The following is a 14,315-nucleotide window of genomic DNA, read 5'->3' as shown; positions in this document are numbered from 1 at the left end:
ACTTCCTTATATTTAATAAAAGGACACCAGCTACTTACTGATGTCCTCACTGTTCAATATTGCTTATGCTTCTGCTGGTACTGATAACTTCACAAATGCCTCATCAACTAATACACGTGTATCTGCAATAGCCATGGCTCTATAATCTACTAAGCCACTTCTGAATGATGATTCTCTTGATTGCTCAAGCATAACGCCCTCAGGTAAGTTATAGCCCATGTAGTTGAAGTCACCTAAGATAATAGTGCCATCTTCGATATTGTCATCAATAATAACCTCTTTACCTAAGATATGACCTACTGTTTCATTTTGTGCGTCTGTGATAAATATAGGTCGATTGTTGTTATCCATGACACTATAAACTGTGTTATATAATGTTGCATTGCTCATAGCGAATTTTGCACCTGCTGAGTAGCCACGTTTCAATAATGCTAATGCTTTTGTGAAATCAGTATAAGCACCTGTCATATCAAATGAGTTTGCAGCGTTCCATTTGATACCTGTTAAAATACCTTCACCTTGATTTACGCCTGTGCCATTAATTAATGCATAATCAATCGTTTCTACAACTGCATTAGTTAGTTCTTCTACTAAGTAGCTTTCAAATGCTGAGATACTCATTGTCTTAGCTTTAACTGAGATAGAGAATACTTTTAAGATTTCATTGCCTTCGAATTGTACAAATGCTGTATCAGGCTTTTCTGCTTCTACATACTCGCCTTCTGTATGCCACATTGCACGATCTGTTGGCGTACCAATTGGAATACGAATCTTAGTAGGCATATTGAAGTTTCTCACATGAGCAATTAGTCCACCTTGAGTACGTGCCTTTTTGATTACTTCATTTAAAGTTTGTTCAGGTAATACTGCACTTGAATTACTAGATGAAGCAAAGCTATCTGCACGATGTTCAATATCTTGTTGTTCCATTGCTCTATTGAATGTACGTTGTTCTACATCTGAAAGTTTTTGTCCTAACATTGTTTTAAAGAAAGCCGAACGATATTCATTTGAGCCAAAGATATTTTCTTTAGGTACTTCATTTTGTCGTGTGAAGTTCATATTAGTAATTGGATTAAATGAGCGTTGCTCAGTTGATTCATTGCTTGATTTTTCTTTATCTTGAATATTTTGTTTAGCTTGATTTAAGCCCTCAATCTCAATATTAAGTTTAGTCACATCTGCATTAGGATCATTGTCAATTGTTCCTTTAATTTGTGCTGCACGTGTTTCAATTTCTTCTAATGACGCATTTCTATAATAGTTAAATGCTTCTTGTACTGTTTTAAACATAATTATCTAATCTCCTTAATGAATAGTTTATTTAAATTGATTTTTGCTTGATTGATTTGTTGTTGTCTTATTTCTGCTTCTTGCATTTCACTTCTTGCCTCTACTGACGTTTCAGCATAAGCAGGGAAATTCACGACTGAAAACTCTAATACCTTATCTATTTTGTTGATAGTTCTTGTTCTTGTTTCCACATCATAGTCAAAGCCTTGACTACTACACGTGAAACCGAATGACATGCCTGTCATATCGCCCCGTTTTACTGCCGTATAAACAGAGCGTGCTTCTTCGGTATTAGGTAAGGTTGCCCGAATGTGCAAACCAACATCGCTAGTCCACACTTTCATAGTCTTAGGTGCTTTTGCTAAAGGTAATCTGTTTTGGTCGTGTGACACTAACAGACGTGTATCATTCAGATTTACACCGTCTAACGCATTACGTTTAATGACTTCGGTATATGAGCCATTAGGTGTATTAATGAGTGCTGGTTTATTAAATACGATTGGTGTACCTTCTAGCACAAGTTCATCATCTGAATGATCTGTTTTGATTTCTGCACTTCTAATTTCCTTCATTCGTTTGTCCCTCCTTATCCTGCATTTGATACGCATTAGCGATTTTCTTATTTATATAGTTAAGTGATTGAATCCGTTCATCACCATTTTCTACACGTGGTAAATTGAGCAAGTCCAATGCTTGATTGATACTTAACACGCCTAGTGGTAACAACTCTTTAATCACATTAGTTTTTGATTGGTTGCTGGCATATTGTAATTTAGAAGCCTCAAATATAATACGATTAGCGAATGCTTTTTCACGTTCTGAGAATATCTTTTCAGTTAGTTCTGATGATATTTGTATCGCAAAAGGCTCTATGATTGATTCAAAGAATGCTTGCCAACCATTCTCATCATATGAGCCATTAACAATTGATTCATTAATTCCTAGGTAGTCGTATATCTTTTTCTTCACGACTTCCATTTGAGGCGTATCTATTTGAACATCAGTAGGCTTTAACGGTGTATAGTCAATCATATTATCCAATGTGATAACGCCACCGTTATTACTCATCGATAAAAACTCTTTCATAAAATTTTCTTTATATTCTTTTAGCTTTGAATCTGATAATGTTTGATTATATTTAACCAGTCCTCTAATTTGTGCTGAGTTCTTAATGGCTTCACGCATGCCCTCATTTTGAGTATGTGCCAACTCAATAGATGACATAATAGCGTCATTGTTATCACCTAATAATTCATTGCCATTAAAGTGTCGTCTTAATATGGCTACTTCATTTATATGGAAATACACTTCTTTTCCGTCTTTGAATAAGAATTTAATATACATCTCATCAGTAGTATCTACCACATATTCAACGCTTGCAGGTGTCAAAGGATATAAGCCTGTTAAGTTGCCCTTACTATCCTTTTGTACAAGTATGAACGCATTGTTAAATAGAAAATATTGCGTTGCGACTTTATACAAAAAATCAAAGCTACTCATATATGGATTAGGTCTATCTTGCAATATCCGATTAAGTTTAGAATATCGGTTTGATTCATTTTGATTATCGACCACATGCTTACCTGATAGCTTAGCAATATGTCGTGCAATAGAATCTACTGCTGATCTATATACATCACTTTGATAAGCGTCACCTGTAAACTGAGAAAAGCCACTAAATCCAGTATTGAGCATTTCATAGTTTTTCCGTTGTCCTTCTCGTATCTTGTCTAGTCCTAATAATTTATCAATTAACTTCGGCACATTGTCACCTCTTACTTTTAATATATTGTTCACGTTCTTTTTTAGTACCTGGTACTAATTATTTACTTAAAGTATACCACAAAAGGCTCTATAAAGCCAATTGTGGCAGGTTTTGTAGTCTAATTAAGCAGCAATTAAAAATGCTAATTTATTTTTGTAGCTTTGTAGCTTTTTTAATCACAATTAGCTACATGAATAAAGCCTGTTATATCAATGGTTTTAAGTCATTTCGTAGCGTAGCTACATTTCTCTATACCCACGTATATATTTTTATAGGTATATGTATATATTAAATATATATACAATCTTTAATATATAAAGCTACTGCTACAAATAAAGATACAACCCTTGATATGACTGCGTTCAAAGTTGTAGCTTACTTGTAGTTTTTTGTAGCTAAAAGCTACATTTTATTTTTTCTTAAATCCTGCTCTAACTACTTTCTTATTATTAACGTTAAATCTAATAGAGTGTTTCCAAACTACATTATATTGAGATTCAATAATTGTGATAAAATCAGACTTATCAATTGGATTTCTTACAAAGTTATTGCTACACCAAATTTTATAATCTTTATATACAATCGTTCCAGGTGTATTTAAAAAATAATCTATATCTTTAAGTTCAAGGTACTCGCTCAATGGATTATTGTTTTCTGTGAACATCTCAATACTTCTATCAGATCGTTCGTTAGGTGTGATATACGCACCATTGCGATTTAACATATCAGCTAAGGTATCAATCGCTAGTTTTAATATATATTCTTTAGCATTATCGTTATAAATAATGTTAGTGCTTTCTGATACTGTTAAACGTTCATCATCTTTAAAACTGTATTCAAATGGTATAATGTGTAGACGCTTATTTATTTGTTTACCACTTTCTTTAAACTTAGGATAATGATTGCTGGCGATGATAAATGGCGTTTGCATACGAACAGAATGGCTTCCTTTTCCTTTTTCTTCAATTTCAAGATAACCACCTGTGACTGCTGATTTAATATTTCCAGTATCTTCAATTTCCATATTAGGTAAGTCATCAACTATATTCGCCATTTTTCCGTACATACTTGAGCCAGCAAAGTTGTTATTAGCTAACCTTTGTGGACTAACTGAGGATATTTGACCTCCACTATCAAAAGTAGCTTTAATCATGTGTATTACTGTTGATTTTCCATTATCTGCCACAGTTCCTAATAGATACATAATTTGATCTATAAGTATTTCAGGATATAAAACTTGAGCGAACATTTCATATATATTCATGAGTGTAGCCTCATGTTCACATGATACTTTTCTAAGTGTATTATCTATAAATTCATCGTAAGCATTAGGATTATATACTGTTGGTATTTTGCTAGTAAGAAATACATCAGGCGTAAATTCTTTAAACGCTTTAGTTTTGTAATGTACTAATCCATTTTGAGTTGCTACATATTCATTGTTAATTTCAGTTTCAACATTACATAAATCAATAATGTAGTTTCTTACTTCTTTAACTGCATTATCTTTCAGAAATTCTAAATTTCTTATGATTCTGCGTAATCTACGACCTGTTTTATCCATTTCATAAATGCCACTCTGTGAGTTATAAATATAAACTTCACCGTCTGCGTCAGGGTATCTCACTATTGAATGTTCTTGCATGACATATCTTGCCATTATTGTATGTGCAAAAGTCGGCTTTTTATTTAAATCGTTATCAGGATATACCCACCATGAGCCTTTTTTTATTTTCTTTGAGTGTGTTTCATCAAATTTAAATTCATATTTAGGTTTCGTATATACCTCACTTTGATTATTAATTGCTTTATCAAGTTCTAATTGTCCCCACGTTGTATTTCCACGCTTACTGTCCCATTTATCAGTTAAATTATTATAGTTTAAAAATATCTGTTCCATTTGCTGCTTATCTTTATTGGTGTAGAAAGCTAAATAATGTAGTAGGCTTTGTACTGCCTCGCTAGGACTATCAAAATGTTTTTCATAGTTACCTTTTAATAAATCACTAATCTTATCTTTTTGTTTAGATTTAAGCATAAGGTCGATAACTTCATCATCTGACAGTTCGCTTTTATGGTTAGGATCATATTTGAATGTAGTCTCCAGTTTCGGCTCTACTTTAAAATAACGTTCTACTAAATTGTTTAACACTTCCTGCTCTTCATAAATTTCAGATTGTCCGATTGTTTCACCTGTGACAGTTATAAATCTCACGTCATTATAAAGTTCTATATCTAAATCTTTACGTTTCTTTTTACGTTGTTCAGGTAATTCACCTTTAAAGAAGCAATGTAATCCAGTTCTACTTGGTGAAGTTTCACAGTAAGTGAGTTGTATCATATCTAACGCTAAATCTGAGTTTGCTAAATCTGAAATTATTTGACCGTTTTCATCAATCACATTATCTATATCTAATACTGCATAATTATCATTATTGCTCAACATGAAGCCTATACCGTCATAACTGTTATTTTGTTCATATATATTGTAAATAGCGTCAAATACAGTCCACGTATCGCTATTAGTTGAGCTTGCTTTGTACCCTGCATAGCTATAAGGTACTTTTTTATATTCTTGTTTCTTGTTATCCCATTCAGCACGCCATAATACCCATTGTGGCAATTCTTTTAGTTCTTCGGGTATTTCTAGCGTATTGACTTCTAATATTTTTTCTTTTTCTTTTATTGCCATGAAATGCCTCCTTAGTAATTACAATCAGAGCGAATAGGTGTTATACTATGAATAGAGTATTTCCTAATCGCTCTGATAATTAAAAATATAACTTTCTATGCGTTATCTTGGCTTTGGTCGGTGCAAGATGACGCTTTTTCTATTTCACGGATTTTCTTCATAATGTCATCAAAATCTCTCATATACATAAGCATCAAATCAATGACTTGTGTGTTTTTGATACGATGCTCGTGATATTTCCAGCCATGCGTATTTACTTCCTCTTTAGTTAACACGTGATTAGGTTCATGTGTGAAATACTCATCATCAAACCATACAAAAGATGTTACGACATCATTAATTTTTTCTTGTACTACTTCTAAATCATCAAATAAATTTCTTAATTCCCAATTCATTATTGCTTAACTCCTTAACTAATTTTTTGCTTATTATAAATTTCTTTAGCTTCAATTAAACTTTCTAAAGTACGTTTGCAGTAGTTAATTTTCTCTAAATCTTCCTGACTAAAGAAACTTAATTGATTTTGACTTTCAAATATAATTTGTTCTTCATTTTTAATAATCCAGTTGATAGCGTGCATGATATTTTGTTTATTCACATCTAATTTAGCAGCCATTGAATCACTCCACTTCAATATTTCCTACAATATAGTCTAATGCCCATTCTAAAATTCCGATTAAATGCCCTTCACGATCTGTCGTGTGTTCATGTTCACCTGTGCTATCTGTTACGGTATAGTAGTAAATTTCTTTGTCTTCATTCATAACATCGCTTAATGTCATTGTTACTTCGTCAAGAATAGAAAACGCCTCATCTTCAAAATCTAATTCAGCAAGAATATTAAATAACTCTTTATGAATTAGTTTTAAAATATGTTCGTAAAATACTGTATCGTCATAGCGATAATCTGTATTAGAATGAAATCTATCTTTTGCTGATAAAAATACGTCTTTATCTTTTTCATATAATACTTTCTCTAATACTTTTACTACTTTTGATAATTGATATTTTTGTTTAATTTCCATTTCCTACACGCTCGCTTTCTTCTTTTTCTTTTCTTTTAGTTCTACAATTCGATTTAATTCCAATTCCATACATGCAATAGAAATATCAGGACTTACTTCAGGAAAGTTTTCTTTAAATACATCAGGTGCAACATTTAGAAGTAAATTCCCTTTAACATCTTTCACATTGAACCAACCTACTACACTTTTTGTAATTACTACTTGTTGCTGCATTCTTATCCCTCCTACTTTGTGCTAAGTAATTTCTTAATATTAATCTGTTTTAAATCATTGTTGTGTATATCCATGTGAGATGTGATTTTCTCCATAAATTCATCAACATCAGATTTCTTGAATCGGTATGTGCTGCCTACCATGTAATACTTCATACCGTTATTAATAAGTAGTTCCTCAATCGTTGGTTTACTTAAATTTAGGTATTCAGCTAATTCTTTGTAGGTCATGAAGAATTTTTCTCTTGCCAATTCATCTACACGTTGATTAATGGCTTGTTCTAATAATTCACGTGCTTCTTGTTCATCAATATTAATGTTGAACATGGTTTAATCCTCCTTTACTTCAAATTCAAAAATGTCTTCAATATCCACATTTAAGTTATCTGCAATTCTTTTGGCCATTTTGGGGCTAGGAATTGCTTTGTTATTAATTATTAAACTTAAATATGATAACGAAATACCACTACTTTTCGAAAAGCTACGCAAAGTGTGACCATTTTTAGCAATTAATCCACGTAATTCAAGTACTTTAGTTTTTGTCATGTTAATCACCTCAATTTTTTGTTACTTAAATCAGTAACAATTATTTATTACACTCTAAATATATACCTATTTTAGTAACATTTCAAGTACAATTTTAAAAATGTTATCTTTTTTTGTTACATTTATGATAGAATTCTTGCGAGGTGGTTAATATGCAAAACGATGGAACAATTGGTTCTTCTATTAAGAAAGCTAGAAAAAAATATCCTTATACATTGGAAGAATTAGGTAAAAAAATCGGAGTTACACATGCTTTTTTATCAAGGGTTGAAAATAACAAAGCAACCCCTAGTGACGAATTATTAGAAAAAATCGCTGGTGCTTTGGATCCTTTTAATAGTGCAGATTTATTAAATGAATTCAAAATACTAACTGGTAAGTTTAAAGATATAGATAAAAATAATGAAGTATATAAAGAGCTAAAAGCAAGCGGAAGATTAGAGATGCTACAATATAATCATGATAAAAGCAAACCGTTATTAGTAGATAAACCTTACTATAAATTAAATTTCTTATTTGAAAATGATTATAGAGTCTTTTATGACTTAAAAACTTCAATATTAGGCGAAAATATAGCTACGATTGAGATACCTCCTAGCATGTTGGACGACATTTATAAAAAGATAAATTTGACTATTATTGAACATATCAAAGAACACCCTTACATTTTAAAAAGTATAGAAGATTCTAGTGTTTTAAATGATTATTTAGATAAAGAACAACAGAAACACGATGAACTAATTGAACACGTTAAATATATGAATCTTAATGATTCTATGGAAAAACTTATGAGTAAATTGGTAAAAGAAGATGATTTACTATAAGAAAAGGTGATTAAATGGCAAGTTATGACCAAATTGCTAAAAACAATTGGCGTTACCGTATTTCACTTGGTAAAAATACAAAAACTGGAAAATATGAATATATCTCTAAGACTGGATTTAAACGTAAATCAGACGCTAAACATCAAGCTGAAATGATTGAACGCCAATTAAGAAATGGTGAATATATCGCTCCTTCTTCCAGCACCTTCAAACAGGTCGCTGATGACTGGTTATCACAGTACGCTAAAGATGTGAAAATAAGCAGCGTCAGAACACGTGAGAAAGCCATTAAGCACGTATTAGAGCATTTTGGTACTAAACCTATACAAAGTATTACTAAGCGTGATTATCAAGCGTTTATTGATAATATATCAGCTAAATATAGTGATAGTTATGTTACTGGTATTATGACTACTACTAATATGATATTTAAGTATGCACTTGAAATGAGATTGATAAAAACATTGCCTACTGAGAATATTAAACGACCTAAAAAGCAAGTCACAGTTGAAGAGTTAGAAGGTACGGAAATCAAACAAAAGTTTCTTGAAAAAAATGAATTACTTCAATTTTTAAAGGTTGCTAAGAATCATCATTCGCCACAAAATAGTTTTGAAGTATTCACTACTTTAGCTTATACAGGATTACGCATCGGCGAATTACAAGCGTTGAAGTGGTCTGATATAGACTTTGAAAACAACACAATCAGTATTACTAAGACATACTTTAATCCAACGAATCATAAAAAGAAATATCAGCTACTCCCACCAAAAACTGAATCATCAGTAGGAAAAATTTCAGTAGATCATAATGTAATAGAAATGCTCAAAGATTATAAAATAAACAAACAAGACACATGGAAAAATGAACTGTATGTAGATAATAATTTTGTGTTTACTGATGTGAATGGTTACCCTCTAGTGCTTACAAAATTACAAAACTGGATTCAGGCAATAATGGAAAAGACAGATATAACCAATAAACAAATCAGTACACATTCGTTCCGTCATACAAATTGTGCATTGCTTATTGAGGCAGGTGTACATATCAAAGAAATACAAGAACGCTTACGCCATAAAGATATAACTACCACAATGAACATCTATGCTAAGATTACCAACTCATACAAAAAAGACGCTTCCGAAAAGTTTAGTAAACTCATGGAAAACGTCAGCAAAGAATTATTTTAGAATTTTTATGTCATTATTATGTCATACGAAATATTGAAACGCCTTTAAATCAACGTTTATAGGCGTTTTTATTGGATAAGTCTGATAACACAACTTTCTATTCCTAATGACAAAGGTAACGTAGAAATTCTTAAATAAAATATTGTTTTAGCATGATAAGTATATCTACCACTTTGAGCTATTTGATGTGTTGATACATCTAAATTTGCTTTAAATTTCATATAAATTAATAATTTGTTATAAATATCATTACTAAACATTTCATATGTCTCTAACCTATCATTCACTCTGAATTTAATATGTACTTTATCCTCTGAAGGAATAAAGTGTATGTCACTTGCATTTTTTGAAATTGCTTTATTAATTATTTCTTGAAATAATAATTTCAAAAAAAACACCTCCTACATATATAAACGTAAAAGGTGTTTAAATTACTTCTTTTATTGTCCATCTAAATATGGATTGAGTTGTTCATCATCTACCGTAGTGTATTGACCGTGACCTGGGAATAAAGGCAAATCTCCGTCTAATTCAAATAATTTGTCTTTAATTGAGTCTACTAATATTTCGTAGTCCCCTCTATATAAGTCTGTTCTTCCAATACCGTTATTAAATAATGTATCTCCCACTACTGCAAAATCGTCAAAAACGTAAGTTAAACTTCCTGGCGAATGACCTGGCGTATGAAGAACATTGAATTTAAATTCATCGATTGTAAAGTTACCTTCATCTAAAGCAATTGGTTGAGCTTTACTAGTAATGAGTGGCATACCATATTGCTTAAACTTTGAAGAACCATTTTTTTCAGGATCAGTTAAGAAAGAGAATTCTTCTTTATGTATATAAACAGGTACATCATATTTGGATAATACATCGTCTAGAGCACCAATATGATCAAAATGAGCGTGTGTAAGTAGTACTGCTTTTAAAGGTTTATTGATTTGATTTAATTTCTTAAATATTTTATCAGATTCTCCAGCAGGATCAACTAATAACACACTATTATCGCTTTCTATAAAATATGCATTTGTATCAACTAATCCTAAAGATAAATTAGAAATTCTCATATTACTCACCTTGTTTATCTATATGTTTTTGAACAGACTTTAACTTATCATTCATTTTACGAGACTTATCTCTTCTATCATCAATACGGATGTTTGTACATACTCTATCTAATCCTTTATCAAATGGTAATTCGTGAATTGCTTGAACTACTTCAAATAAATCTTTAAGGTCACCTTCGATAAGCGTATTCATAGGTGTTAATTGATAGTCAATTTTACCTTGCTTTTTAAATTCTTCTAGTTTCATTTGGATTTCTGCAATATATTTACTAACACTAGGACCTTCCGTTCCGACTGGTATAACAACTACATCAACAATAGCCATTATTTAACACCATCCTTTTCAATTATATATGTTTTTATTAGTCCAGCAGCACCAGTGATACCAGCATCATTTCCAAGTTTTGCTTGGACAATTTCAGTATTTTTTTGAGCAGGAGTAAATGTTAAATTATGATATTCTGTTTTAATATTTTCAATTAATATTAATCCTGCTGTAGACATTCCTCCACCTAAAACAATATATTTAGGATTGCTTGTAGCACTAATTATACTACATAAATAAGCGATATGATTTGCAACCTTCTCTGTTATAAATATACAGAATTGATCTCCTGCTTTTGCTGCATCAAATACAGCTTTAGCAGTTACTTTATTTTCTTTTATAAGTGATAAAATAGATGATTTAAAAGTAAGTTTAGGATAATAAAAATTGACTAAATTAACAACTCCCGTAGCTGAAGCAACAGTTTCAATACATCCTGATTTGCCGCAGTTACAATTAAAACGTTGATCAAAATCAGTTCTAATATGACCTATTTCCGCACCTGAACCATTATGACCATGTACAATTTCACCATTTGAAATGATGCCCCCACCAAGACCAGTACCAAGTGTAATAGCAACTACATCATTTGCACCTTGACCAGCACCTTTATGCTTTTCACCCAGTGCAGCTACGTTTGCATCATTATCAACATATACAGGACAATCTACAAATTCACTAAAAATTTCTCTCACATTTACATTTCCAGGCCAATGTAAATTAACAGCCCCATGTACGATTCCCGTTTCAAAATCAACAGGACCGGGAACTCCTATACCAACTCCGATAACATTTTGAAGATCAAAATGATAAGATTCAGTTGCTTCTTTAAAAGAATCAAAGACTTGCCTTAATAATGTTCGACCTGTATGGTCTGAAGTATCAGTTTCAATAGACCATTTATGTAATCGTTCTAATTTCGTATCAAAGATACCTAGTTTACATGTTGTTCCACCTATATCAGCTGCTAAAATAATATTTTTCATTTATGCTCATTCCTTTTTTGATTAATTATTAAAATACATTTTAGATATTCTTCATTTGATAAAAGATCATAATTGTAAAGAGAACGTATTTCTTGTTGCATCATTTCATACATATCGTCTTTATCTTTAAAATATATAATAAAACCATAACGTTTCAAAAGTTGCAAGACATCATAAAAATTGTTAATTTTTAGATTCATTACTATCTTTCAATTCTTTTTCTAAATTTTTATAGCTTTGGTTATTAGCATCAATTTTCAAAGCTTTTTTTATATATTTTAAAGATTTATCGTTATCATTTAATGCTCTATTAGCTATGGATAATTCATAGTTTAATAATGCAGAGTTAGGATGACTTCTTAGACCTCTTTCCCAATCCGCCATTGCTTCTGCTTTAGAACTTTTAGTAGCAGTTATTAAACCTTTTAAGTAATATGTTTCATCATCATCGTATCCTTTATTGATTGTATGCTCAACAATTGATAAAGCATCATCATAATTATAAGATATCATTTCGTCTTTAATAAGTTTATCGTAAATATTTTCTTCTTTAATTGAAAATATTCTAATTTGTAATAAAACAAAAAGTACTAATAATAAAATTAAAAATAGCCAAAATAAATTACGATTCTCATGAAAATAATAGCCTATTAATGTAATAAGGATACCACCTATGAAACCACCTAAATGAGCCATTAAATTAATATTCGACATAAATAGCGAGACAAAAATCAATATTAATACAACCACTAACAATTGTATTATCATTTTCTTATTAAAAGTCTTACTCAAGTACATCATCGTTAAAATAGCCCCTATAAGACCAAAAACAGCTCCACTTGCACCAACAGATATTGTACTTATATTAAAGGATAACGAAGCAAAGTTTCCAAATAAACCAGAAATTAAATAGATACCTAACATTTTATATGGACCAACGATAGTCTCTACAATTTTACCAAAAATAAATAAAGATAGCATATTCATTAAAATATGTTCAAAATTAAAATGTAAAAACATCGAGGTAATAAGACGGTACCATTCTCCATGCACTACATTGAAGTGTACTAATCCCCCAACATCTAGTAGCTTAATATCTGAAAAATGATTTAGATACATCTTCATATATAACCATACTAAGACGTTTATAGCTATAAGTGTATAAGTCATTGGTGAAAACATCATCATATACTTATCAACGAGGTTCGTATTAAGTACACGTTTTTTATAATCTAAAGATGATTTTTTATCTTTTTTATTAATGCGATTTTTTAAAATAAAATTAGGCATAGTATTTTCTAAGTCTTTTTCGTTAGTGATACTATGATAAATCAACTTAGTAGGATGCATTTCGTCGAGATTATCAATATTCATCGATGTTTCTAAAAAGTAGAAGAACTCAACTTTTTTAATTTTAAATCCTAACTCTTTTTGTAAATTCTCTTTATGATCATTTATTTTAGATTTGTCAAAGCGTATCTCTTGAGTTGAATTCACTTCTTTTCTAAATACAATAAGTTCTTCTCTTTTCTTATTGGATAACCAAATTTCATTTGTATTTTTATCTGTGTGTTCTAATTTATAGTTAAAATATTTGATCCAATAATAAATTGATTTCCAATATAGTTTATCAATATTCATTAATTCCTCCCAAATTTAGTGTTACATATAATTAAATTATCTACAGGTTGATCATGTTTTTCCACATCGAAATCTGATATTTGGAAGTCATATATAAGACTAATCGAGTTAATATCGTGTTGATTTAAAAATTTATCATAGTAACCTCCTCCGTATCCTATACGAAAACCATTTGTTTGAAAAGCTACTCCTGGTACAATAAGCAAATCCAAATCATTACTAATAGATGTGTCTTCATTAACATAATTAATGCCTTTATCATCAGTAGCGATTGATGACAAATCTAATAGTTGTTTAAAGTTCATATTACGCCTTCTGTAATCTGTATCGGGCACAAAAATTTCTTTTCCATTATCTAAAGCGAAATTAATAATATTGTATGTATTAATCTCGTGTGGCATAGACAAAAATATACCGATACGATGTGCTTTTTTGAATTTTTCGTTTTCAATTAATTGTTTCATTAACCAAATATCAGCTTTATGCTTGTTTTTTTTATCAAAGTCTTTCATTTGTGATAAAATATTTTTTCTAATTTGTTTTTTACCCATTCTTTCTCCCATCCTTTAATATATATTATAACGTTATTATATAATGATGTCATTTATGATAATTCAAATTATTTTAAGTTAAAAAATGATGTTAATTTATATAAAAATAAATATAAACGTTAATTATATATTTAGGATTATTAATGGTTGGATGAGCTACTAAAGTAAAAAGAGGGTGGGACATAATTCCTAACAAAT

General features: G+C 30.5%; 18 protein-coding genes and 1 pseudogene. 2 read left to right on the top strand and 17 right to left on the bottom strand.

The features are described 5' to 3' along the window. Positions 1-63: 63 nt before the first annotated feature. The 10 genes from HMPREF3046_RS05370 to HMPREF3046_RS05325 form a co-directional block, all read right to left on the bottom strand. The gene (locus HMPREF3046_RS05370) at positions 64-1,296 is read right to left on the bottom strand and encodes a phage major capsid protein (RefSeq protein ID WP_070717252.1); all 1,233 of its coding nucleotides are present in this window, start codon (positions 1,294-1,296) and stop codon (positions 64-66) included. Further along, on the bottom strand, positions 1,296-1,865 hold the full coding sequence (locus HMPREF3046_RS05365) for an HK97 family phage prohead protease (RefSeq protein ID WP_053026193.1): 570 nt from the start codon (positions 1,863-1,865) through the stop codon (positions 1,296-1,298). Before HMPREF3046_RS05365 ends, HMPREF3046_RS05370 begins: the two co-directional genes overlap by 1 nt. Continuing rightward, positions 1,852-3,057, bottom strand: coding sequence for a phage portal protein (locus tag HMPREF3046_RS05360; protein WP_070717250.1), 1,206 nt, complete (start codon positions 3,055-3,057; stop codon positions 1,852-1,854). Before HMPREF3046_RS05360 ends, HMPREF3046_RS05365 begins: the two co-directional genes overlap by 14 nt. Before the next feature lie 410 nt (positions 3,058-3,467). Next, the gene (locus HMPREF3046_RS05355; RefSeq protein ID WP_070717247.1) at positions 3,468-5,750 is read right to left on the bottom strand and encodes a phage/plasmid primase, P4 family; all 2,283 of its coding nucleotides are present in this window, start codon (positions 5,748-5,750) and stop codon (positions 3,468-3,470) included. Between the two features lie 95 nt (positions 5,751-5,845). Continuing rightward, positions 5,846-6,145 carry a type II toxin-antitoxin system toxin TscT gene (gene tscT, locus HMPREF3046_RS05350; protein ID WP_070717245.1) on the bottom strand — a complete coding sequence of 100 codons (300 nt, stop codon included), beginning with the start codon at positions 6,143-6,145 and terminating at the stop codon, positions 5,846-5,848. Between the two features lie 14 nt (positions 6,146-6,159). After that, a complete protein-coding gene (locus HMPREF3046_RS05345; protein ID WP_070717242.1) occupies positions 6,160-6,366 on the bottom strand; it encodes a hypothetical protein in 207 nt (68 codons plus the stop codon). Between the two features lie 4 nt (positions 6,367-6,370). Then, complete coding sequence (locus HMPREF3046_RS05340) at positions 6,371-6,775, bottom strand: TscA family type II toxin-antitoxin system antitoxin (protein WP_070717239.1); 405 nt, start codon at positions 6,773-6,775, stop codon at positions 6,371-6,373. A 3-nt stretch (positions 6,776-6,778) separates the two neighbouring features. Further along, entirely contained in the window at positions 6,779-6,988 is a 210-nt protein-coding gene (locus tag HMPREF3046_RS05335) for a hypothetical protein (protein ID WP_049335089.1), read from the bottom strand. 11 nt (positions 6,989-6,999) lie between these two features. After that, positions 7,000-7,314: a helix-turn-helix domain-containing protein gene (locus tag HMPREF3046_RS05330; RefSeq protein ID WP_070717237.1), complete on the bottom strand. Its 315-nt coding sequence runs from the start codon at positions 7,312-7,314 to the stop codon at positions 7,000-7,002. Positions 7,315-7,317: 3 nt separating this feature from the next. After that, on the bottom strand, positions 7,318-7,533 hold the full coding sequence (locus tag HMPREF3046_RS05325; protein ID WP_070717234.1) for a helix-turn-helix transcriptional regulator: 216 nt from the start codon (positions 7,531-7,533) through the stop codon (positions 7,318-7,320). A 152-nt stretch (positions 7,534-7,685) separates the two neighbouring features. On the opposite strand from HMPREF3046_RS05325, the gene HMPREF3046_RS05320 reads away from it, so the two are divergent. Together HMPREF3046_RS05320 and HMPREF3046_RS05315 are read left to right on the top strand one after the other, a co-directional pair. After that, positions 7,686-8,357, top strand: a complete 672-nt coding sequence (locus HMPREF3046_RS05320; protein WP_070717231.1) for a helix-turn-helix domain-containing protein — start codon at positions 7,686-7,688, stop codon at positions 8,355-8,357. A gap of 14 nt (positions 8,358-8,371) precedes the next feature. Next, entirely contained in the window at positions 8,372-9,547 is a 1,176-nt protein-coding gene (locus HMPREF3046_RS05315; RefSeq protein WP_070717227.1) for a tyrosine-type recombinase/integrase, read from the top strand. Positions 9,548-9,621: 74 nt separating this feature from the next. Here HMPREF3046_RS05315 and HMPREF3046_RS05310 read toward each other — a convergent pair. The 7 genes and pseudogenes from HMPREF3046_RS05310 to HMPREF3046_RS05280 all read right to left on the bottom strand — a co-directional run. Next, positions 9,622-9,936, bottom strand: a pseudogene (locus tag HMPREF3046_RS05310) (ATPase, T2SS/T4P/T4SS family); the annotation flags it as partial. Between the two features lie 51 nt (positions 9,937-9,987). After that, a complete protein-coding gene (locus HMPREF3046_RS05305) occupies positions 9,988-10,614 on the bottom strand; it encodes an MBL fold metallo-hydrolase (RefSeq protein WP_070717222.1) in 627 nt (208 codons plus the stop codon). Position 10,615: 1 nt separating this feature from the next. Then, entirely contained in the window at positions 10,616-10,939 is a 324-nt protein-coding gene (locus tag HMPREF3046_RS05300) for an MTH1187 family thiamine-binding protein (RefSeq protein WP_070717219.1), read from the bottom strand. Next, positions 10,939-11,925 carry an ROK family glucokinase gene (locus HMPREF3046_RS05295; RefSeq protein ID WP_070717217.1) on the bottom strand — a complete coding sequence of 329 codons (987 nt, stop codon included), beginning with the start codon at positions 11,923-11,925 and terminating at the stop codon, positions 10,939-10,941. The genes HMPREF3046_RS05300 and HMPREF3046_RS05295 overlap by 1 nt, the downstream gene beginning before the upstream one ends. Further along, positions 11,922-12,125 carry a YqgQ family protein gene (locus HMPREF3046_RS05290; RefSeq protein WP_070717214.1) on the bottom strand — a complete coding sequence of 68 codons (204 nt, stop codon included), beginning with the start codon at positions 12,123-12,125 and terminating at the stop codon, positions 11,922-11,924. Before HMPREF3046_RS05290 ends, HMPREF3046_RS05295 begins: the two co-directional genes overlap by 4 nt. Beyond that, the gene (locus HMPREF3046_RS05285) at positions 12,109-13,566 is read right to left on the bottom strand and encodes a rhomboid family protein (RefSeq protein WP_070717211.1); all 1,458 of its coding nucleotides are present in this window, start codon (positions 13,564-13,566) and stop codon (positions 12,109-12,111) included. Before HMPREF3046_RS05285 ends, HMPREF3046_RS05290 begins: the two co-directional genes overlap by 17 nt. Continuing rightward, positions 13,566-14,117 (bottom strand): 5-formyltetrahydrofolate cyclo-ligase, encoded by a 552-nt coding sequence (locus HMPREF3046_RS05280; protein ID WP_070717208.1) that lies wholly within the window; start codon positions 14,115-14,117, stop codon positions 13,566-13,568. Before HMPREF3046_RS05280 ends, HMPREF3046_RS05285 begins: the two co-directional genes overlap by 1 nt. Positions 14,118-14,315: the final 198 nt, after the last annotated feature.

Source organism: Staphylococcus sp. HMSC070D05 (assembly GCF_001815595.1).
Lineage (GTDB): Bacteria > Bacillota > Bacilli > Staphylococcales > Staphylococcaceae > Staphylococcus > Staphylococcus hominis.
Note: the sequence above shows the minus strand (reverse complement) of the source record. Positions and strands in the feature narration are given on the sequence as shown.

Bases quoted from the DNA above. Each gene is read 5' to 3' on its own strand.
- HMPREF3046_RS05300 (WP_070717219.1), bottom strand. From the start codon at position 10,939: ATGGCTATTGTTGATGTAGTTGTTATACCAGTCGGAACGGAAGGTCCT.
- HMPREF3046_RS05315 (WP_070717227.1), top strand. From the start codon at position 8,372: ATGGCAAGTTATGACCAAATTGCTAAAAACAATTGGCGTTACCGTATT.
- tscT (WP_070717245.1), bottom strand. From the start codon at position 6,145: ATGAATTGGGAATTAAGAAATTTATTTGATGATTTAGAAGTAGTACAA.
- HMPREF3046_RS05320 (WP_070717231.1), top strand. From the start codon at position 7,686: ATGCAAAACGATGGAACAATTGGTTCTTCTATTAAGAAAGCTAGAAAA.
- HMPREF3046_RS05285 (WP_070717211.1), bottom strand. From the start codon at position 13,566: ATGAATATTGATAAACTATATTGGAAATCAATTTATTATTGGATCAAA.
- HMPREF3046_RS05280 (WP_070717208.1), bottom strand. From the start codon at position 14,117: ATGGGTAAAAAACAAATTAGAAAAAATATTTTATCACAAATGAAAGAC.
- HMPREF3046_RS05330 (WP_070717237.1), bottom strand. From the start codon at position 7,314: ATGTTCAACATTAATATTGATGAACAAGAAGCACGTGAATTATTAGAA.
- HMPREF3046_RS05345 (WP_070717242.1), bottom strand. From the start codon at position 6,366: ATGGCTGCTAAATTAGATGTGAATAAACAAAATATCATGCACGCTATC.
- HMPREF3046_RS05340 (WP_070717239.1), bottom strand. From the start codon at position 6,775: ATGGAAATTAAACAAAAATATCAATTATCAAAAGTAGTAAAAGTATTA.
- HMPREF3046_RS05355 (WP_070717247.1), bottom strand. From the start codon at position 5,750: ATGGCAATAAAAGAAAAAGAAAAAATATTAGAAGTCAATACGCTAGAA.
- HMPREF3046_RS05365 (WP_053026193.1), bottom strand. From the start codon at position 1,865: ATGAAGGAAATTAGAAGTGCAGAAATCAAAACAGATCATTCAGATGAT.
- HMPREF3046_RS05290 (WP_070717214.1), bottom strand. From the start codon at position 12,125: ATGAATCTAAAAATTAACAATTTTTATGATGTCTTGCAACTTTTGAAA.
- HMPREF3046_RS05305 (WP_070717222.1), bottom strand. From the start codon at position 10,614: ATGAGAATTTCTAATTTATCTTTAGGATTAGTTGATACAAATGCATAT.
- HMPREF3046_RS05325 (WP_070717234.1), bottom strand. From the start codon at position 7,533: ATGACAAAAACTAAAGTACTTGAATTACGTGGATTAATTGCTAAAAAT.
- HMPREF3046_RS05335 (WP_049335089.1), bottom strand. From the start codon at position 6,988: ATGCAGCAACAAGTAGTAATTACAAAAAGTGTAGTAGGTTGGTTCAAT.
- HMPREF3046_RS05295 (WP_070717217.1), bottom strand. From the start codon at position 11,925: ATGAAAAATATTATTTTAGCAGCTGATATAGGTGGAACAACATGTAAA.